This is a genomic window from Chromobacterium sp. INPA-IVC (genome assembly GCF_059047085.1).
In genome coordinates this window covers 178,502-195,135 of sequence record NZ_JBTNLS010000007.1, presented here as the reverse complement: position 1 = coordinate 195,135, position 16,634 = coordinate 178,502, and the positions used below count along the sequence as shown (strand labels likewise).

22 protein-coding genes are annotated in these 16,634 nt (G+C 66.4%); 10 read left to right on the top strand and 12 right to left on the bottom strand.

Annotated elements, in window-relative coordinates:
- Nucleotides 1–64 precede the first annotated feature (64 nt).
- From ACX17K_RS14680 to ACX17K_RS14670, 3 genes are all read right to left on the bottom strand, one after another.
- Complete coding sequence (locus ACX17K_RS14680) at nt 65–493, bottom strand: organic hydroperoxide resistance protein (protein ID WP_493775383.1); 429 nt, start codon at nt 491–493, stop codon at nt 65–67.
- Between the two features lie 86 nt (nt 494–579).
- The gene (locus tag ACX17K_RS14675) at nt 580–1,035 is read right to left on the bottom strand and encodes a MarR family winged helix-turn-helix transcriptional regulator (protein ID WP_493775382.1); all 456 of its coding nucleotides are present in this window, start codon (nt 1,033–1,035) and stop codon (nt 580–582) included.
- A gap of 95 nt (nt 1,036–1,130) precedes the next feature.
- Entirely contained in the window at nt 1,131–1,538 is a 408-nt protein-coding gene (locus tag ACX17K_RS14670; RefSeq protein ID WP_493775381.1) for a hypothetical protein, read from the bottom strand.
- A gap of 184 nt (nt 1,539–1,722) precedes the next feature.
- On the opposite strand from ACX17K_RS14670, the gene ACX17K_RS14665 reads away from it, so the two are divergent.
- Both ACX17K_RS14665 and ACX17K_RS14660 read left to right on the top strand, forming a co-directional pair.
- Complete coding sequence (locus ACX17K_RS14665; protein ID WP_493775380.1) at nt 1,723–2,304, top strand: YqiA/YcfP family alpha/beta fold hydrolase; 582 nt, start codon at nt 1,723–1,725, stop codon at nt 2,302–2,304.
- 79 nt (nt 2,305–2,383) lie between these two features.
- Nucleotides 2,384–3,358, top strand: a complete 975-nt coding sequence (locus tag ACX17K_RS14660; RefSeq protein ID WP_493775379.1) for a quinone oxidoreductase family protein — start codon at nt 2,384–2,386, stop codon at nt 3,356–3,358.
- Between the two features lie 9 nt (nt 3,359–3,367).
- Here ACX17K_RS14660 and ACX17K_RS14655 read toward each other — a convergent pair whose 3' ends face one another.
- Nucleotides 3,368–3,823 carry a hypothetical protein gene (locus ACX17K_RS14655; RefSeq protein WP_493775378.1) on the bottom strand — a complete coding sequence of 152 codons (456 nt, stop codon included), beginning with the start codon at nt 3,821–3,823 and terminating at the stop codon, nt 3,368–3,370.
- 30 nt (nt 3,824–3,853) lie between these two features.
- On the bottom strand, nt 3,854–4,186 hold the full coding sequence (locus tag ACX17K_RS14650; RefSeq protein ID WP_493775377.1) for a hypothetical protein: 333 nt from the start codon (nt 4,184–4,186) through the stop codon (nt 3,854–3,856).
- Between the two features lie 348 nt (nt 4,187–4,534).
- Between ACX17K_RS14650 and ompR the strand changes: the two genes are divergently transcribed.
- Both ompR and ACX17K_RS14640 read left to right on the top strand, forming a co-directional pair.
- Entirely contained in the window at nt 4,535–5,266 is a 732-nt protein-coding gene (gene ompR, locus ACX17K_RS14645; RefSeq protein WP_343480702.1) for an osmolarity response regulator transcription factor OmpR, read from the top strand.
- A 3-nt stretch (nt 5,267–5,269) separates the two neighbouring features.
- Entirely contained in the window at nt 5,270–6,616 is a 1,347-nt protein-coding gene (locus tag ACX17K_RS14640; protein WP_493775376.1) for an ATP-binding protein, read from the top strand.
- Here ACX17K_RS14640 and ACX17K_RS14635 read toward each other — a convergent pair.
- Entirely contained in the window at nt 6,576–6,992 is a 417-nt protein-coding gene (locus tag ACX17K_RS14635) for an EamA family transporter (RefSeq protein ID WP_493775375.1), read from the bottom strand. The genes ACX17K_RS14640 and ACX17K_RS14635 overlap by 41 nt on opposite strands.
- 98 nt (nt 6,993–7,090) lie before the next feature.
- Between ACX17K_RS14635 and ACX17K_RS14630 the strand changes: the two genes are divergently transcribed.
- Together ACX17K_RS14630 and ACX17K_RS14625 are read left to right on the top strand one after the other, a co-directional pair.
- Nucleotides 7,091–7,525, top strand: coding sequence for a LysR family transcriptional regulator (locus ACX17K_RS14630; RefSeq protein ID WP_493775374.1), 435 nt, complete (start codon nt 7,091–7,093; stop codon nt 7,523–7,525).
- A complete protein-coding gene (locus ACX17K_RS14625) occupies nt 7,519–7,953 on the top strand; it encodes a LysR substrate-binding domain-containing protein (RefSeq protein ID WP_493775373.1) in 435 nt (144 codons plus the stop codon). Before ACX17K_RS14630 ends, ACX17K_RS14625 begins: the two co-directional genes overlap by 7 nt.
- Here ACX17K_RS14625 and ACX17K_RS14620 read toward each other — a convergent pair.
- The 4 genes from ACX17K_RS14620 to ACX17K_RS14605 all read right to left on the bottom strand — a co-directional run bounded on the left by ACX17K_RS14620 (nt 7,950) and on the right by ACX17K_RS14605 (nt 10,857).
- Complete coding sequence (locus tag ACX17K_RS14620) at nt 7,950–8,813, bottom strand: DMT family transporter (RefSeq protein ID WP_493775372.1); 864 nt, start codon at nt 8,811–8,813, stop codon at nt 7,950–7,952. The two genes, ACX17K_RS14625 and ACX17K_RS14620, sit on opposite strands and share 4 nt — an antisense overlap.
- A complete protein-coding gene (locus ACX17K_RS14615; RefSeq protein ID WP_493775371.1) occupies nt 8,810–9,685 on the bottom strand; it encodes a methylated-DNA--[protein]-cysteine S-methyltransferase in 876 nt (291 codons plus the stop codon). The genes ACX17K_RS14620 and ACX17K_RS14615 overlap by 4 nt, the downstream gene beginning before the upstream one ends.
- 1 nt (nt 9,686) lies before the next feature.
- Nucleotides 9,687–10,166 (bottom strand): DUF1203 domain-containing protein, encoded by a 480-nt coding sequence (locus ACX17K_RS14610; protein ID WP_493775370.1) that lies wholly within the window; start codon nt 10,164–10,166, stop codon nt 9,687–9,689.
- An 88-nt stretch (nt 10,167–10,254) separates the two neighbouring features.
- Nucleotides 10,255–10,857, bottom strand: a complete 603-nt coding sequence (locus ACX17K_RS14605; protein WP_493775369.1) for a CBS domain-containing protein — start codon at nt 10,855–10,857, stop codon at nt 10,255–10,257.
- Between the two features lie 139 nt (nt 10,858–10,996).
- On the opposite strand from ACX17K_RS14605, the gene ACX17K_RS14600 reads away from it, so the two are divergent.
- Together ACX17K_RS14600 and ACX17K_RS14595 are read left to right on the top strand one after the other, a co-directional pair.
- Nucleotides 10,997–11,728, top strand: a complete 732-nt coding sequence (locus tag ACX17K_RS14600) for a chorismate--pyruvate lyase family protein (RefSeq protein ID WP_343480691.1) — start codon at nt 10,997–10,999, stop codon at nt 11,726–11,728.
- The gene (locus tag ACX17K_RS14595) at nt 11,725–12,495 is read left to right on the top strand and encodes a transporter substrate-binding domain-containing protein (protein WP_347370447.1); all 771 of its coding nucleotides are present in this window, start codon (nt 11,725–11,727) and stop codon (nt 12,493–12,495) included. Before ACX17K_RS14600 ends, ACX17K_RS14595 begins: the two co-directional genes overlap by 4 nt.
- Nucleotides 12,496–12,576: 81 nt before the next feature.
- Here ACX17K_RS14595 and waaA read toward each other — a convergent pair whose 3' ends face one another.
- Together waaA and waaC are read right to left on the bottom strand one after the other, a co-directional pair.
- Entirely contained in the window at nt 12,577–13,839 is a 1,263-nt protein-coding gene (gene waaA, locus ACX17K_RS14590) for a lipid IV(A) 3-deoxy-D-manno-octulosonic acid transferase (protein WP_493775368.1), read from the bottom strand.
- Complete coding sequence (gene waaC, locus ACX17K_RS14585) at nt 13,836–14,795, bottom strand: lipopolysaccharide heptosyltransferase I (protein WP_493775367.1); 960 nt, start codon at nt 14,793–14,795, stop codon at nt 13,836–13,838. Before waaC ends, waaA begins: the two co-directional genes overlap by 4 nt.
- Before the next feature lie 508 nt (nt 14,796–15,303).
- Between waaC and ACX17K_RS14580 the strand changes: the two genes are divergently transcribed.
- Together ACX17K_RS14580 and ACX17K_RS14575 are read left to right on the top strand one after the other, a co-directional pair.
- Nucleotides 15,304–16,062: a glycosyltransferase family 2 protein gene (locus ACX17K_RS14580; RefSeq protein ID WP_493775366.1), complete on the top strand. Its 759-nt coding sequence runs from the start codon at nt 15,304–15,306 to the stop codon at nt 16,060–16,062.
- A 111-nt stretch (nt 16,063–16,173) separates the two neighbouring features.
- Nucleotides 16,174–16,620 carry a GNAT family N-acetyltransferase gene (locus tag ACX17K_RS14575; RefSeq protein WP_493775365.1) on the top strand — a complete coding sequence of 149 codons (447 nt, stop codon included), beginning with the start codon at nt 16,174–16,176 and terminating at the stop codon, nt 16,618–16,620.
- Nucleotides 16,621–16,634 lie beyond the last annotated feature (14 nt).

The following is a 16,634-nucleotide window of genomic DNA, read 5'->3' as shown; positions in this document are numbered from 1 at the left end:
GCCGCCATGACGGACGCGCCGCCGGGCACAGGTCCGGGCGGCGCGTTCGCATTCCGACGTCCGATTACGCCAGCGTCAGCTCCACCTCGATATTGCCGCGGGTGGCGTTGGAATAGGGGCAGATGCCGTGCGCGGCCTCGATCAGCTTCAGACCCGCCTCGCGTTCGACGCCCGGCAGCGACACCGCCAGCTTGGCGGCGATGCCGAAGCCGTGGGCGATCGGCCCGATCGACACCTTGCCGGTCACCGACACCTCAGCCGGCAGACGCACGCCGGCCTGCTGCGCGGCCACCTTGAGCGCGCCGATGAAGCAGGCGGAATAGCCGGCCGCGAACAGCTGCTCCGGATTGGTGCCGTCGCCGCCCAGGCCGCCCAGCTCGCGCGGGGTGCTCAGCTTCGCTACCAACGCGCCGTCGCTGGATTCGGCCCGGCCGTCGCGGCCTCCGGTGGCGGTGGCTTCGGCGGTGTACAGTACTTTCTGCAGAGGATTCATCTGGCTCTCCTTGGCGTGATGCCGTTGCGATTGAAATAATATGCTATTAAATAGTGCACTACTTAATTATCAAAACCCTGACGGGTTCATTGCAGCAGCTGGTCCCGCAAATCGCACAGCGATTGCCGCAAACCGGCGATCTGATCCAGCTGCAGGCCGCTGCGGCACAACAGCTGCAACGGAATCCGCTCCGCCTGCCCGCGCAGCGCGCGTCCGGCTTCGGTCAGCTTGACCACCACCACCCGCTCGTCGCTGGGCAGCCGCCTGCGCTCCAGCCAGCCGGCCGCCTCCATCCGCTTCAGCAGCGGCGTCAGCGTCGCCGAATCCAGATACAGCCGCTCGCCGATGTCGGACACCGAGCGCTCGTCCTGTTCCCACAACACCAGCAGCGCCAAGTACTGCGGATACGTGACGCCCAGCGGCTTCAGGTTGTCGCGGTACACCTTGTTCATCGCCAGCGAGGCGGAGTACAGCGCGAAACAGAGTTGCAGGTCCAGCTTCAGCAGCGCGTCCGGCGGCGGACAAATGTTTTCTTTCTCCATGTCCGCATATTAAATAGTGCACTATTTAATTGCAAGCAATTAATTTGACTCGCCAAGCTTCGATGCGCCCGCCCCCGGCGGGCGCGAACCCGCGCTCAGGCCGCCACCCGCACCGGACCGCGTCCCAGATCGGCCAGCGAGCGGCACACCTGATGCCAATCGCCCAGACTGCGCACCCCTTGCAGGATGACCCGCGCCAGCGGATCGTTGCACACCGTGGGGCCGAACTGCATCAGCATCTCGTGCAGCGCGAAACGCAGGGTATGGCTGTCCTGCAGCAACGCGTCCACTTCCTCGTGCACGACCTGGCTGACTCGCATGTCGCCCAGCGCGTCCAGCTGCACCTGGTGGCGCGGACAAAAGCCGGAACGGATCAGCGCCAGGTCGTCATTGATGTCCTCGGCGAACAGCAGCGCGCTGTGCTGCAGATAGCCGCAGGCGACGATCAGGCTTTCCAGCGAATGCGGAGCAACGGTGGGGCCGCCTACCGGAAGGGTGGTCATTGTGGTTCTCCTCTTGTAATTGGATTTTGCGGCTATTTGAGCATTGCACCCACAGGCATGACAATGGCTCATCGCCGCTGGTTGCAAGCTTTTACTCGAGATTTACAACGAAATTAAGCACTTGCAGCCAAGACAAACATCGGCCGGCGTCGTACCATCGACACACTTCACACCGGCCTCCATCATGCACATCGTCTATCTCCACGGCTTCAACTCCGGCCCGCAATCGCTGAAAGCGGGCGAAACCGCCGCCTGGCTGCGCCAGCACGCGCCCGACATCGTCCTGCACTGTCCGCGGCTGTCGCCGCATCCGGCCGAAGCCATCCGCCAGGCCGACGAACTGGTGTCCGGCCTGCCGGCCGACACTCTGCTGATCGGCAGCTCGCTGGGCGGTTTCTATGCCACCTACCTGGCCGAGCGGCACCACCGTCCCGCCGCGCTGATCAATCCCGCGGTGCGTCCGGACCGGGACCTGGAACGCTTCCGCGGCGAACAGACCAACCCCTATACCGGCGAGGTCTACACGCTGGGGGACGATGACTTGCGGGCCCTGCAGTCGCAGAGGGTGGCGGCGCCGACGGCCGGCCGCTACTGGCTGTTGCTGGGCAGCCGCGACGAGACGCTGGATTGGCGCGAAGCGGCCGTCCATTACCGCCACAGCCGGCAGACTGTATTCAACGGCGACGACCACCGGCTGAACAACTGGCCCAAGGTATTGCCGGGTGTGGTGGCCTGGGCGCGGCGGCGACTGTCCAGCCAGGCTTGACGGCCTGTCGAGCCGCCGCCGCTTGCCGGCCCGGCGCGGCCGGGCGCAGACTATGCCATCCACTCGCAAAGGAAACGCCATGAGCCAAGCTATCGTTTTCGCCGAAACCGGCGGCCCGGAAGTGCTGCGTCCGCAGAGCGGGGAAATCGGCCCGCCCGGCCCCGGCCAGGCGCGGGTGCGCCATACCGCGATCGGCGTCAATTTCATCGACACCTACCAGCGCAGCGGCCTGTATCCGCTGCCGTTGCCCAGCGGCCTGGGTAGCGAGGCGGCCGGCGTGGTGGAAGCGGTGGGCGAGGGCGTGGCCGGACTCGCGCCCGGCGACCGCGTCGCCTATGCCGGCGGCCCGCTGGGCGCCTATTCGACCGAGCGGCTGATCGCCGCCGAGCATCTGGTCAAGCTGCCGGACGGCGTGTCCGACGAAACCGCCGCCTGCGCGATGCTGCAGGGGATGACGGTCGAATACCTGGTGCAGCGCACTTTCCCGGTGCAGCCGGGCCAGACCGTGCTGTGGCACGCCGCCGCCGGCGGCGTCGGCCAGATCGCGCTGCAGTGGCTGTCGGCGATGGGCGTCCACGTCATCGCCACCGTGGGCTCGGAAGCCAAGGCCGAGATCGCCCGCGGCCTGGGCGCCGCCCACGTGATCCTGTACCGCGAGGAAGACGTGGCGGCGCGTGTGCGCGAGATCACCGGCGGCAAGGGCGTGCCGGTGGTGTTCGATTCGGTGGGCAAGGATACCTTCGAGGCCTCGCTGGACAGCCTGAGCCCGCGCGGCATGATGGTGACTTTCGGCAACGCCTCCGGACCGGTGCCTGCGGTGGCGCCGCTGGAATTGACCAAGCGCGGCTCGCTGTTCCTGACCCGGCCCAGGCTGGGCGATTACATCGCCACCCGCGCCGAGCTGGAAGCGTCGTCCGCCGCGCTGTTCCGCCGCCTGCGGGACGGCGCCATCAAGCTCGCGCCGTCGCACCGCTATCCGCTGGCGGAGGCCGCCCAGGCGCACCGCGATCTGGAAGCGCGCCGCACCACCGGCTCCGTCATCCTGTTGCCCTGATTTCGGGGACTATTCGTCCAGCGGCAGCGGCGTCCGGCCGCAGCCGCCCCGGCGGCGATCGGCGCCGCAGGCGGCGTCGTCCGCCGCGCAAGGCCGCTGGCCGCGGGCGGCGCAGGGCGCCGGCGGCAAGCGCTCGTCCACGCAGGCGCGGCGCTGAGCGCCCAGCATGCCTTCGCACGACGATTGCGCCGCCAGCAGCGCTTCGCAGCGTTTGGCGTCGCGCTGGCGCTGGCAGCTGAGAGGGGGGGTGTAATAGGCGAGGCAGGTCCGGCGCCTGGCCTCCGGCAGATCCAGGCAGCTGCGCAGCCCCTGCAGATGCGCCTGGCAGCGCTGGGGCGCCACCGCATCGGCGCAGTCATCCGTCGCGCCCCATCCGGCAAGCGGAAAAGCGAACAGCCCGCACAACAGCAGGCCCGTTGCGGCCCGCCTTCCCAGGCTTGCGCCGCGCTTTCCCCCTTGCGTCATCGTCCTGTCCTTTCCCCAGCGGACGTCAAATCAATCGGATTGGTTTTGCATCTGCTCCTGCCGACGTTTATCCTGCCAAAAATTGGGCTTGCTGGGTACTGATTTGACATGGCCGTCCGGCGGAGGCAACAGACGGCTGGATTGATGCTGGACCGGATCGAAGCCGATGTCGCCATTGCGCGCGGCTTCGCGCTGGCGCAGATTGCGCAGCCGGCGGTTGCATGACTGATCGCCGTCGCACTCGCGCGCCGACGGCCGGCCTTCGGCATGCCTGCCGGGCCCCGGACCGGGGAAGTGCTGCGCCAGCGCGGCCTGCTGCGCCAGCAGGCCGCCCAGCGCCAGCATGATCAGATATCGCTTCATGTCGGCATTCTATCCTGTCTGTTGACCACGCTGCCATCGCCGCTTCAAACGGCGAAACGCAGACGCGGCAAGGCATCGGATGCGGGTCGGCGTCGCAGCGACCCGTTGTTCGGCAAGGGCGGATTTGGCCAGCATTATGAAAATACTGCATATTTCCCGCTTGAAACGGCATCCGCGCCGGCCATTTGTTCCAGCTTATGCGCAAGCATTTGCGCGGACGTCAATGGGAACGTCACAATTGTTAACGACTGTATCGCGACGTGTCCGCTTAACATCTGTAAAAACAAGGCGTCCCAGCTTGCGCCGCGCCGCGCTAAGCTGGCAGCCGGAACACTGAAGGAACAGCATATGGAACACAATAAAATCCTGGTCGTCGACGACGACGCCAAGCTGCGCGAACTGCTGACCCGCTACCTGACCCAGCAGGGCTATATCGTGGAAACGCTGCCCGATCCCAAGGATCTGGACCGCAAACTGGCGCGCAATCGTCCCGACCTGATCGTGCTGGACGTGATGATGCCCGGCGAAGACGGGCTGGCGGTGGTGCGTCGGCTGCGCGCCCAGGGCGAATCGCTGCCGGTGATCATGCTGACCGCCCGCGGCGAGGACATCGACCGCATCCTGGGCCTGGAAATGGGCGCCGACGACTACCTGCCCAAACCCTTCAATCCGCGCGAGCTGACCGCCCGCATCCAGTCAGTGCTGCGCCGCCATCACACCACGCCGGCGCTGGCGGCGCTGCATGACGCAGACGATGTGGTGGAGTTCGGCGAGTTCGTGCTCAATCTCGGCCAGCGCGAGCTGCGCCGCGGCGGCCTGCCGGTTTCGCTGACCAGCGCCGAATTCGCGGTGCTGTCGGTGCTGGTCAGCCATCCGCGCCGCCCGCTGACCCGCGAGCAGCTGATGGAGCTGGCGCTGGGCAAGGGCAACGGCGAATCGCTGGACCGCAGCATCGACGTGCACATCTCCCGCCTGCGCAAGGCGCTGGAAAACGGCGAGACCGACAGCCAGCTGCGCTACATCCAGACGGTGTGGGGCTACGGCTACGTGTTCGTGCCGGACGGCTCGCCCAGGGAGTAAGTCTTGTTACGCAAGCTGTTAGGCTCGTTGTTCTTCCGGCTGGCGCTGCTGGTGGTCACCGTGGTGATCACCACGCAGCTGTTCACCATCTGGCTGGCCAACAACGAGCGCCACAAGCTGCTGGAGCGGCAGCTGTACATCCAGGTGCTGGACACGCTGTCCTTTCTCGAGGACTCGATGACCGGCATGGTCGAGGAGGAGCGGCAAGCCTTCCTCGACAACTACAACCGCCCCGGGCTGCCCAGCCTGCTGCCGTTCAACGCCGACCGCGGCCAGCAGTTCAGCGAGGATCTGCCCAAGATCGGCGCGATGCTGGCGCAGCGGCTGTCGCATGACCTGAACGAGCCGGTGCAGGCCCATTACGCTCGCCGGGCCGACCACAGCGAGCTGTGGGTGCACGTCCATGTGCTGGACCAGCCGTACTGGCTGGTGATCCCCTTCGGCCGCTACCGCGACCGGATGATCAGCCCGATGCTGCAGGCCTCGCTGCTGGCGGCGCTGTTCGCCACGCTGCTGGCGTCCTTGCTGGCCTGGCGCATCACCAGGCCGATCAGCCAGGTGGTGCAGGCCAGCCGCCAGCTGGCCAGCGGCTCGATGCCGCAGGCGATTCCGGAAACCGGTCCGCGCGAGATGCAGCTCTTGGCGCACAACTTCAACGGCATGGCTCAGGCGCTGGACAACGCCGCGCGCGAGCGTCGGCTGATGCTGGCCGGCCTGTCGCACGACCTGCGCACGCCGCTGACCCGGCTGAAGCTGACGCTGGAAATGCAGGAAGCCAGCACCGACCAGCACGACATGCTGTCCGACATCGACGAGCTGTCGCGCATCGTCCGCCAGTTCATCGACTTCGCCCGCGCCGAGGAAACCAGCCGGCTGGAGCCGGTGGCGCTGGCCGATTTGGCCGCCAGCGTGGTGGCGCGCTTCCGCCGCGAGAACATGGACGCGCGGCTGGACATCCGCGACGAAATCGAACTCAAGGCCGACGCGCTGGCGCTGGAGCGGCTGCTGAGCAATCTGCTCGAGAACGCGCGCCGCTACGGCCGCCCGCCGGTGGTCATCCGGCTGGAGAAAGCCGCCGGCGACGCCATGCTCAGCGTGATCGACCACGGCGACGGCATCCCCGCCGCGCTGCGCGAAACCGCGCTGGCGCCGTTCGAGCGGCTGGCCGAGCACCGCGGCACCGATGGCGGCAGCGGCCTCGGCCTCGCCATCGTCTCGCGGGTGGTCAAGCAGCACGGCGGCGCGCTGGAGCTGACCGACGAGGACGGCGCCTTCAAAGTGGCCATCCGCCTGCCGCTGGGTGAGACGCTCAGCGAAAGCGCAGCATCATCCACAAGCCAGCCAGGCTGAGGCCCAGCCCGGCCAGCCTGCCCGGCGACAGGTTCTCGCGGAAAAGCCAATAGCCTATCGACAGCAGCAAGGCGGTGCTCAGCACATTGGAGCTGAGCGCCGCGTAGCCCAGGTTCCAGCCGGCGCGGTAGGCCAGCAGGAAGCCCATCTCGATTCCCAGTATCCCCAACGCCACGCCCAGACTGCTCCAGTTCAGCCCCGACATCCCGCGCTGGCCCGCCGGCAGCCACCACATGCCCGCCAGACACAGCGACATCGCCAGTCCATAGCTGACCGCTAGCGAAAAGAACGGGTTCGCATCCTGCGGCAGCTGCTTGATCGACAAGTGATAGACGACGGACCCGGCCACCGCCAGCAATAATGCGGCGAAAAACATTTTCCTCTCCTTGCGGCGATTCACATTGGACCCATGCTAAACATTCGCCGCCGCTATAGGTAGACTGGAAAATCCGGCAATCGTTATAAGCAATTCATATGACCAGCGACATCGATACCGCCTTGCTGCGCGCGCTGGCCGCCGTGGCCCGCCTCGGCAGCATCAACCGCGCCGCCCTTGAACTGGGACGGACCCAGCCGGGGCTGAGCTTGCAGCTGCGCAAGCTGGAACAACACTGCGGCCAGACCTTGCTGCAGCGCTCCACCCGCGGCGTGACGCTGACGGCGGCCGGCCAGGCGCTGCTCCCCTACGCCGAGCGCATCGTCTCTCTGGCCGAACAGATGGTGCCCGGCGCCCTGGCCATGGAGCCGAGACGCTGCCGGGTCGGCCTGATCGAAGATGTGATCAGTCATCATCTGCCCCAGGTATTAGCCGATTTTTCCGCCGTTCATCCATCGCTGCGAGTGGAAGTGCGGGCCGCGATGGAAGCCGAGCTCAGCGAGGCCTATCGCCGGAACGATCTGGATTGCTGATAGCCAATCCGTTGCAATGCGGCTTGAAGGAAACGCCGAAATGGGTGGTGGAATGCCCACTGCGCTGGATGGCGCTGGACGGGCGCATGCCGGAAGGAAATACATTGCCCCTGGTGATGTTCGCCGCGCCATGCAGCTGGCGCGACGCCATGCTGGACGCGCTGCGCCTGAGCGCGCGGCCATTCCGCATCGTATTCGAAAGCGCGAGCCAGCTCGCCGTCCAGGCCGCGCTGGAGGCCGGCTTGGGGGTAGGCGCTTTGTTGCCCAATGCTGTCGGCGGCAGGCTGGCGCCGTTGCCGGATGATTATCTGCCTCCCTTGCCCTCAGTGCCGCTTGCCCTGTATCGCCGAGCGGAAGGCCGCGACGACTCCGGCCTGGAACGCTTGAGCCGCCTGTTCTTCCACGAGTTGAGCCGGCTGTCCGCCTAGCGCCGCCCGTTCAGCGCCAGCACGCCGGCCAGGATCAGCGCCGCGCCCAGCAGCATCGCGGCGCCGATGGTTTCGCCGAGGAACAACGCGCCCCACAGCACGCCGAACACCGGCACCAAGTAAGTGACGCCGCTGGCGCGGGTCGCGCCCAGCCGGTTGATCAGCCGGTAGAAAATCAGATAAGCCAGCGCGGTGCAAAACACCGCCAACAGCGCCAGAGCGATCCAGGCTTTCTGCGGCGGCGGGCTCGCCGGCCAGCCATGCCACGCCAGCGGCAGCATCAGCAGCGCGCCGCTGGCCAAACCGCCGCAGGCGGTCACCAGAGGCGGCATGCCGGGCAGCCAGCGCCTGGCCATATGCCCGGCCCAGCCGTAGCTGGCGGTGGCGCCCAGCATCGCTAATACCGGCGCCAGCGATCGGACCTCGAAACGCGCGCCGTGGCCGGCCAGCAAGGCCAACACGCCGGCCAAGCCCAAAACCAGGCCCGCCGCCCGCCGCGCAGACAGCCGCTCGCCGGCCAGCGGCCACGCCCACAATGCGGTCATCAACGGCGTGGTGGCGTTCAGCACCGAGGCCATGCCGGCCGACAAGGATAGCTGTGCCCAGGCGATCAGGCTGAACGGAAACGCGGTGAAAAACACGCCGACCACGGCGATGGGCAGCCAGTGGTCGCGCCACAACTTCCATTGTCCGCGCCACAACAGCAGCGGCAACAACAGGCAGGCGGCCAGTCCGACGCGCAGCGCGATCAGCGGCAGCGGGCCGAAAGCCGGCGCGGCGACCCGCATGAACAGGAAAGACCCGCCCCACAGCGCCGCCAGCAACGCGAGCCAGGCGAACTCCCGCTTCTGCCCGCTCATGCCGTCGCCTCTTCGCGGCTGAGCCGCGCGCTCTCCCAGCCGATCAGATCCAGTTTGCGTTCCTCGCCCCAACGGTAGCCGCCCAAGGCGCCTTCGGCGCGGATCACCCGGTGGCAGGGAATCAGCCAAGCCACCGGATTGGCGCCCACCGCGTTGCCCACCGCGCGCGCCGCGCCGGGCCGCCCCATTTTTTCCGCCAATTGGCCATAGCTGAGCAAGCCGCCGTAGGGCACCGCCAGCAGCGCCCGCCACACCTGGATCTGGAAATTGCTGCCCTGCACCCGGAGCGCCAGCGGCGAACCGTCCGCCTCGGCCAGCGGATCGAACAGTCGGCGACACAGCGCACTCCCCTGGCCGGGAACGTGGCGCAGGATGGCGCGCGGCCATTGCGCCCGCAGCCAGGCCTCGGCCTCATCGTCATCCGCCAGAAACTGCAGCGCGCACACGCCGCGCGCGGTCTGCGCCAACAGGACCGGACCGAAGCGGCTGGGCTCGACGCTCCAGGCGATGTCCAGGCCGGCGCCGCCTTGCTGGTATTCGCCGGGCGTCATCGCCTCCAGCGTGACGAACAGGTCGTGCAAGCGACTGCTGCCGGACAAGCCCAGCTCATGCGACAGCGGCAGCAGCGGCGCGCCGGCCGCCAGCCGCGCCTTGGCCGCCTCGCAAGTAAGTTGCTGGATGAAGCGCTTGGGGCTGACGCCGGCCCAGCGGCTGAACAGCCGCTGCAGCCGCGACTCCGACAGGTAAAGCGCGGCGGCCACATCGGCCAGCTGCGGCTGCTCGCCGGCATGGGCGACCAGATAGCGGATGGCGTCGCGGACGCGGGCGTAATCGCGGCCGGCTTCCTCATCGGCATGCAGAATGGCGTCCATTTCACTCGCTCCGGTTCAGCCGCAGCGCGTAGCAGCCATGCGCGGGAAAACGCAGCATCGCGAACGCGATCTCCGGCCGCGCCTCCCAGCGCGCCAGTGTCGCCTCAGCCTCGCGCGTCGGCAGCAAGACGGCTTCCAGCATGCTCTGCTCGTCGTCATAAGCGCGCAGCGCCACGCTTTCGCCGAGATAAGCGCCTTCGCCGGCGCGGCTCAGCAGTGATGGCCACCCCGGCAAGGGCTCCGGCTGCGGCTCGGCGGCCAGGAAAACCGGACCGTACTCGCGATAGGGACCGGTCTGGCGGAACGGACTGTAGCCCGCCAGGATCAGCGTCTCGCCCGGACGCGCGCGGCGCAGCGCGTCGCGGCACGGTTCGCCGCCGGCGGCCGGCCGCCGCCGCACCGGCTGGCCGAGGGCATCGACGCCTTCGCGCCGCGCGCGTTCGACGAAAACCGGGTCCAGGGTTTCCAGTTGCCAGGCCATGCCGCTCTCCTTCGTATCATTGCGATGTCCGAAGTCTATGGCGGCCCGCGTCCGGCGGCGACCCGATTCTTGCCGTCCGCGCAAAGCGTCAGCCGGCGTGCAGCAGCGAGTACTGGATTTCCGACAGCGCCTGCGGCACGCGGATGAAGGACAGCGGCTGTCCCAGCAAACGCGCCATGTGCGAGGTGGAGAACAAGCCGCACAACTCGTGGTGGCCGTTGGACGGATTCACTTCCACCACCAGCGCGTGCTGGCGGCCCAGATGCTGCATGGTGGCGACCAGCTGGCCGACATTGGCTACGGCCACGTCGCCCAGGTTCAACGCGTCCAGCCGCCCGCGCGGCGTCATCACATCGGATACCTGGATGTCGGCGTAATGCTTGCCGTGTTCCTTCATGCACTGGATGGGCCGCTCGCCCAGCAGATCGACGGCGGTGACCAGGCCGAGCAAGCTGCCGTCGTCGTCGTGGACGAACAGCAGGCGGATGCCGTGGCTGACCATGCGCTGGTGGGCTTCGCGCAGATCGGCGTCGGCGCGTATGCCTATCGGATTGACCAGCTTCAGGTCAGTCATCACGCTCAACGCCGGACTGTCCACGCCTATCGGCGGATGGGGCCGCTGGTCCAGTCTCACCAGGTCGGTGGTGCGCGGCAGAGTCAGAGTGGGCAAGGGAGAAAAATCTTTAGCCATGACGGCTCCTCGCAGGGCGACTCGAAAAGGCGAAAACGGGCCGGCCCGCCCAGTGCGGTCGACCCTGTTTTCAACTTAGCGGAACTTTGCGTTTACTATTGGCCTCATTAGTATGTTTGTTCTACTTTTGTAAAAATCTATGAAGCATAACGCCACCCACCAAACCCATGCCGGACGATTTCGCCAACGGACGCTGGCCTGGATGCTGCCCGCCGCGCTGCTGATGGCCGGCCAGGCCCGCGCCGAAGCCTGGTCCTATCCCGGCTGGCAAGACGGCGCCGACACCCGCGTCAAGGCGCAAGCGCTGCTGCAGACGCTGAACGCCACGCTGCTGAGCAATCCCAGCGCCACCCGCACGCTGCAGCAATGGTGCGGCGAACACAAATTGGCCGCCGAAGCCCGCATCCGCGCGCTGCGCGACACCGCCACCCGCAAGCCGGCCGACGCCGAGATCCGCCGCCAGCTGAAGGTGGGCGCCGACGAGCCCATCGGCTACCGCCGGGTGCAGCTGGCCTGCGGCGACCGCGTGCTGTCCGAGGCCGACAACTGGTACGTGCCGTCGCGGCTGACCGCCGAGATGAACCGCCTGCTGGACACCACCGACACCCCGTTCGGCGCCGCGGTCAAGGCGCTGGACTTCACCCGCCGCACCGAAAGCGCGAAGCTGTTGTGGTCGCCGCTGCCGCAGGGCTGGGAAACCCGCCCGCTGCCGGCCGGCGACGCCAAGCGCGGCCTGGACATCCCGGAACAAGTGCTGCAGCACCGCGCCGTGCTGTACAAGGACGGCAATACCCCGTTCAGCCTGGTGGTGGAAACCTACCGCCGCGACCTGTTCGCCTTCCCCCTGAACCCGCGCGAAGGCAGCCGATGAAAGCCCCAACCATCGCCGCCGCCTGCCTGGCGGCGCTGCTGCTGAGCCCGGCCGCCCAGGCCGACCGGCTGGACGACATCCTCGCCCGCGGCGAGCTGCGCGTAGGCACCACCGGCGACTATCTGCCGTTCAGCCGGCTGGACCCCGCCAGCGGCCAATACCGCGGCCTGGACATCGACATGGCCGCGGACCTGGCGCGCGCGCTGGGCGTGAAGCTGCAACTGGTGGCCACCAGCTGGCCGACGCTGATGCGCGACCAGCGCGACGGCAAGTTCGACATCGCGATGAGCGGCATCTCCATCAGCCTGGAGCGGCAGAAACAGGCGCTGTATTCCGCCGCCTACCTGAACGACGGCAAGACGCCGATCGCCCGCTGCGACAACGCGGCCCGCTTCCAGACGCTGGAACAGCTGAACCGCAAGCAAACGCGGCTGGTGGTCAACCCGGGCGGCACCAACGAGCGCTTCGCCCGCCAACATCTGCCTGATGCCGATTTGACGGTTTTCCCCGACAATAACCGCATTTTCCAGCAGATCATCGATGGCAAGGCCGACGCGATGGTCACCGACGCGGTGGAAACCCGTTACCAGCAGAAGCTGCATCCGGAATTGTGCGCCATCCATCCGGACAAGCCGTTCGATTTCTCGCAAAAAGCCTATCTGCTGCCCAACGACTGGCGCTGGAAGGCCTGGGTCGATCAATGGCTGAGCCAGCGGATGCAGGACGGCGGCTTCGCCAGACTGTCCGCCAAATGGCTGGGACAATGACGCCAGCCATGAAAAAAACCGCCCGGAAGGGCGGTTTTTCATTTTTAGGCCGCGCGGCCCGGGAAAGGCTTTGAGCGGCCGTCAGCAAGACAGCGCCTGGCGGATCAACGCCAACATCCGTTCGCTGGCGCCGCGGTGGGCGTCGCGAAAGCGCGCGGCGCCCTGGCGCATCGCCTCGCCGGCGGCCGGATCGTCCATCAGCGACAAGGCCGTCGACACCAGCTCGGCCGCGTCGCCCACCTGGCGGCCCGCGCCGGCGGCCAGCGAATCGGCCGCTGCCTGCTGGAAATTGAACACCGACGGGCCGAATAGCGCCGGCACGCCCATCTGGGCCGGCTCGATCAGATTGTGGCAGCCGTAGGGCAGCAGGCTGCCGCCGATGAAGGCGACGTCGCACGCGCCCAGGTAGCCGAACATCTCGCCCATGCTGTCGCCCAGCCACACCCGGGCATCGGCGGCGATGGCGGCGCCGTCGCTGCGGCGCTGCGGCTTCAGGCCGCGCTCGGCAGCCAATCTTTCCACCTGGTCCCAGCGTTCCGGATGGCGCGGCACCAGAACCAGCAGCGCGTCGCCGACCGCGTCGCCGGCGGCCAGCCAGGCGTCCAGAATCAGCGCTTCCTCGCCGTCGCGGGTGCTCGCGCACAGCAGCGTCGGCCGCCCGGCGGCCCGGGCGCGGAAGTCGGCGGCCATATGACGTTGCGCTTCCGGCACGTCGATATCATATTTGCTGCTGCCGCAGATCGAAACATTCCGCGCGCCCAACTTCGTCAAACGCTCGCCATCTTCCGCCGTTTGCGCGGCAACTGCGGTCAATTTCGCCAAAGCCGGCGAAATCAGGCCGGCGATCTTGCGATAGCCGTTCAGCGATTTTTCCGACAATCTGGCATTGGCCAGCAATAACGGCACGCGCTGCGCCGCCGCCGCGTGGATCAGGTTGGGCCAGATCTCGGTTTCCATCAGCACGCCGCAGCGCGGCCGGTAGGCGCGCAGAAAATCGGCGGCGGCCTGTGGATAATCGTAGGGCAGATAACGGATTTCAGCGTCCGGGTACAGCTGTTCGGCGGTGGCGCGGCCGGTCGGCGTCATCTGGGTCAGCAACAGCGGCGCGTCCGGCCATTCGCGGCGCAACGCCGCAACCAGCGGCTGCGCGGCGCGGGTCTCGCCTACCGACACCGCGTGGATCCAGATCGCGCCCGCCGCCTTGGGCGACAGGGCCTGGCCGAAACGCTCGTCCCAGTGCTCCAGATAAGCCGGCGCCTTGCGCGCCCGCTTCCTCAGATAGCGCCGCACCAGCGGCGTCAGCGCGCGCCACAGGCCGTTGTACAGCGCCAGCTGCCAGCTCATGTCCAATCCCGCCGCGATTGCAGCGCCGCCAGCACCTCGTCCACGGTGGGACACTGGCCGACATTGCCCAGATTGGTCGCCCACGGCGTTTCCACCACGCCGGTCTGCTGCGGGTCGGTATCGGTGTAGATGGCGGCCACCGGCACGTTCAGCGCGTTGGCCAGGTGCACCAGGCCGGTGTCCACGCCTATCACCGCGCTGGCATGGCCCAACAGCCCGGCGGCTTCGCCCAGGCCCATCTTGGGCGCCACCACCGCGGCCGGCAACTGCGCGGCCAGGCGTTCGGCGCGCGCCTTTTCCTTGTCGCTGCCCCAGGGCAGCACCGTCACCATGTCGTGATGGGCCGACAGCGCCGCTCCCAGCGCCACCCAACGCGATTCCGGCCATTCCTTGGACGCGCGGCTGGTCGCGTGCAGCAATACCGCGTAGCGGCCGCTGAGCATCCAGCTGGGCCGCTCGCCCGCGCGAACGCCGAATCGCGGCTGGCCTTCCGGCGCGTAGCCGAAGCTAAGGCCGAACAACAGCCGGTTGCGCGCGATCGCCGCCAGCTTGCGCGAAACCTTGTGCTTCTTGTCGTAGAACAGGCTGGCCAAGGCTTCGCGCGCGCTGCTCCAGTCCAGGCCGGCCAACGGCGCGCGCGCCCAGCGGGCGGGAATCGCGCTCTTGACCAGCCCCTGGCTGTCCAGCACCAGATCGAAGCGCGCGTCGCGCAGCTTCTGCTTCAGGGCCTTCAGTTCGCGCCAGGCGGCGGGCTGCCATAGACGGCGGCGCCAGCTGCGCCAGCTCAGCGTCAGCACCTCGTCCACCTGCGGGTGCAGGCGGGCGATGTCGGCGAAGCTTTCCTCGGTCAGCCAGCTCAAGCGGATATTCGGGTAATGCGTCTTCAGCTCGGTGATGGCAGGCCAAGTGTGGATAAGGTCGCCCATCGACGAGGTGCGCACAATCAGCACATTCATCATGGCGCGCATTGTACCCGAGCGGGGCTGTGGTTAACCACGTAAAATCCCTCGTGACGGGATGTGGATAAGCGGCTGTGAATAAGTCCGGCCGGATTTATCCACAATCTGCCCTGCCATTGCCCTATGCAATAATCCCATGCCTATCAACAGGACAAACCTATGAAGCAAAGGCCTTTTTAGCAATTGTCCACAGCAAAGTGCCACCTTCAGCAGTTTCATCATTTTATAGTTGCGTTAATGAAAAACCGCTGAGGTAGGCCAGGCTGGACGCAAAAAAAGTCGTGCACAAGCCAGTCTGCAAAACCGGATCAACAACTGTGGACAACCATGAGTCTGCAGAAAACGCTAAAGTTATCCACAACTGCTCACCCGATTGCGAGCACGGCTGACAACAGGTTTTGGATAGAATCAATCCATTGAAAATAAACGGATAAATGTACTTATCCACAAGAAGAAGCAACCTTCTACCAGTTTCATCATTTTATAAATGGGAATACATGAACAGATGCGAGTAGCAGTCAGCGCGGTGCTAATCACCAAGAATGCAGGCAAACAACTGGAACAATGTCTGCAGAAATTGAGCTTTGTGGACGAGATCGTGGTTGTGGATTCCGGCAGCAGCGATAGCACATTGGCAATAGCCTCCGTCTATCAGGCAAAAGTTATCCACCAGGAATGGCTGGGATTCGGTCCGCAGAAGCAATTCGCGGTCAGCCAGGCCAGCCACGACTGGGTGCTATGCCTGGATGCGGACGAATACCTGTCCGAAGAATTGTCCTTGTCTATCAATAGGATGCTGGAGAATCCACAGGCCGCCGCCTATCGCTTCCCGCGCTGCAACCGTTTCATGGGACGTTTCCTGAAACACGGCGAGGGTTATCCGGACTGGTCGCTGCGCTTGTTCGATCGCCGCCGCGCGCGCTGGTCCGACGACGCGGTGCACGAGTACGTGATCTGCGACGGGCCTGTGGAAAAACTGGGGGGCGACCTGATGCACGAGTCAGGCGAGGACATCGCGCTCTACTTGTCCAAGCAGAACCGCTATACCTCGCTGCAGGCGGAGCAGCTGTACAAGCGCGGCAAGAAGGTGGGCGCCGGCAAGCTGCTGTTCAGTCCGCTGCTGCGCTTCTTCAAGTTCTATTTTGTCCGCCGCGGCTTCCTGGACGGCTTGCCGGGCCTGGTGCACATCTCGATCGGCTGCTTCAACAGCTATATCAAGTACGCGAAGCTGATCGAACTCCGCCGGCTGAACAAGAACGGCTGACAAGCTTCTGAACGACGGGCGGCTGGCGCGAACCTGGTTCGCCGCGCGGAATGACATTTGGTTTTCCTGCCGGATTCCCTTAGCATGGGGTTTTGCTTCGGAACCGACAACATGAACCCCATTCTCATCCGCACCATGACGGAAGCCGACATCGACGCAGTGGCGCGGCTGTGCGGCGACCTCGACTATCCGACCACCCCCGAGCAGCTGGCGTCCCGCTACGCCACGGCGCGGGACGCCGTCGACAACGAGATCTGGGTGGCGGAACGGGAGGGGGAGGTGGTCGGCTGGATCCACGGCCACGGCGGCCATCTGCTGCAAGCGGATAGCTATGTCGAAGTCGGCGGCATCGTCGTCGATCCCGGCTGCCGCGGACTGGGCATAGGCCGCCTGCTGCTGGAAGCCTGCGAACGGTGGGCGCATGAACGCGGCTATCCGCGCATCCGGCTGCGCTCCGGCATCCACCGCAACTGGGCCCACGCCTTCTACCACCGCATCGGCTACCAGCAGAAAAGCACTGCCATCACCTTCGCGCTCGATCTGCCGCGGCGGGATTGAGCGCGGCAGACCTA

Coding starts and splice junctions, on each gene's coding strand:
- ACX17K_RS14630 (WP_493775374.1), top strand. CDS start 7,091: ATGACCAGCGACATCGATACCGCCTTGCTGCGCGCGCTGGCCGCCGTG.
- ompR (WP_343480702.1), top strand. CDS start 4,535: ATGGAACACAATAAAATCCTGGTCGTCGACGACGACGCCAAGCTGCGC.
- ACX17K_RS14575 (WP_493775365.1), top strand. CDS start 16,174: ATGAACCCCATTCTCATCCGCACCATGACGGAAGCCGACATCGACGCA.
- waaA (WP_493775368.1), bottom strand. CDS start 13,839: ATGAGCTGGCAGCTGGCGCTGTACAACGGCCTGTGGCGCGCGCTGACG.
- ACX17K_RS14595 (WP_347370447.1), top strand. CDS start 11,725: ATGAAAGCCCCAACCATCGCCGCCGCCTGCCTGGCGGCGCTGCTGCTG.
- ACX17K_RS14615 (WP_493775371.1), bottom strand. CDS start 9,685: ATGGACGCCATTCTGCATGCCGATGAGGAAGCCGGCCGCGATTACGCC.
- ACX17K_RS14620 (WP_493775372.1), bottom strand. CDS start 8,813: ATGAGCGGGCAGAAGCGGGAGTTCGCCTGGCTCGCGTTGCTGGCGGCG.
- ACX17K_RS14600 (WP_343480691.1), top strand. CDS start 10,997: ATGAAGCATAACGCCACCCACCAAACCCATGCCGGACGATTTCGCCAA.
- ACX17K_RS14660 (WP_493775379.1), top strand. CDS start 2,384: ATGAGCCAAGCTATCGTTTTCGCCGAAACCGGCGGCCCGGAAGTGCTG.
- ACX17K_RS14680 (WP_493775383.1), bottom strand. CDS start 493: ATGAATCCTCTGCAGAAAGTACTGTACACCGCCGAAGCCACCGCCACC.
- ACX17K_RS14665 (WP_493775380.1), top strand. CDS start 1,723: ATGCACATCGTCTATCTCCACGGCTTCAACTCCGGCCCGCAATCGCTG.
- ACX17K_RS14605 (WP_493775369.1), bottom strand. CDS start 10,857: ATGGCTAAAGATTTTTCTCCCTTGCCCACTCTGACTCTGCCGCGCACC.
- ACX17K_RS14670 (WP_493775381.1), bottom strand. CDS start 1,538: ATGACCACCCTTCCGGTAGGCGGCCCCACCGTTGCTCCGCATTCGCTG.
- ACX17K_RS14650 (WP_493775377.1), bottom strand. CDS start 4,186: ATGAAGCGATATCTGATCATGCTGGCGCTGGGCGGCCTGCTGGCGCAG.
- ACX17K_RS14675 (WP_493775382.1), bottom strand. CDS start 1,035: ATGGAGAAAGAAAACATTTGTCCGCCGCCGGACGCGCTGCTGAAGCTG.
- ACX17K_RS14655 (WP_493775378.1), bottom strand. CDS start 3,823: ATGACGCAAGGGGGAAAGCGCGGCGCAAGCCTGGGAAGGCGGGCCGCA.
- ACX17K_RS14580 (WP_493775366.1), top strand. CDS start 15,304: ATGCGAGTAGCAGTCAGCGCGGTGCTAATCACCAAGAATGCAGGCAAA.
- ACX17K_RS14635 (WP_493775375.1), bottom strand. CDS start 6,992: ATGTTTTTCGCCGCATTATTGCTGGCGGTGGCCGGGTCCGTCGTCTAT.
- ACX17K_RS14610 (WP_493775370.1), bottom strand. CDS start 10,166: ATGGCCTGGCAACTGGAAACCCTGGACCCGGTTTTCGTCGAACGCGCG.
- waaC (WP_493775367.1), bottom strand. CDS start 14,795: ATGAATGTGCTGATTGTGCGCACCTCGTCGATGGGCGACCTTATCCAC.